The sequence below is a fragment of the Polaribacter gochangensis genome (assembly GCF_046224025.1).
Lineage (GTDB): Bacteria > Bacteroidota > Bacteroidia > Flavobacteriales > Flavobacteriaceae > Polaribacter > Polaribacter gochangensis.
In genome coordinates, this window is sequence record NZ_JBJXRF010000104.1 from 1 (window position 1) to 235 (window position 235).

At 29.8% G+C, this 235-nt stretch carries 1 protein-coding gene; it reads right to left on the reverse strand.

The annotated features are described in order from the left end of the window. A partial coding sequence (locus ACEWL1_RS12225; protein WP_409233574.1) for a CvpA family protein occupies positions 1–163 on the reverse strand: 163 nt, incomplete at its 3' end. Positions 164–235: the final 72 nt, after the last annotated feature.

Consider the following 235-nt stretch of genomic DNA (forward strand, 5'->3'; position numbering starts at 1 on the left):
TTTCTTTTAAGAAATATCCTATAAAATAAGAGAAATGAATAGACCCACAGACACCACCTACCAAAGCTACCAAGGACGCAACTTCAAAAAAAAACCCTTTCATTAATCCTCTTGCAAATCCAAATACTAAGAATACGGCAATTACAATATCAAAAACATTCATTCAGCTTTATATTTTTTATCTGCGCTAACTTACTAAAAAAGAACCAAAATATTATAGATAGTGTGTATCTTT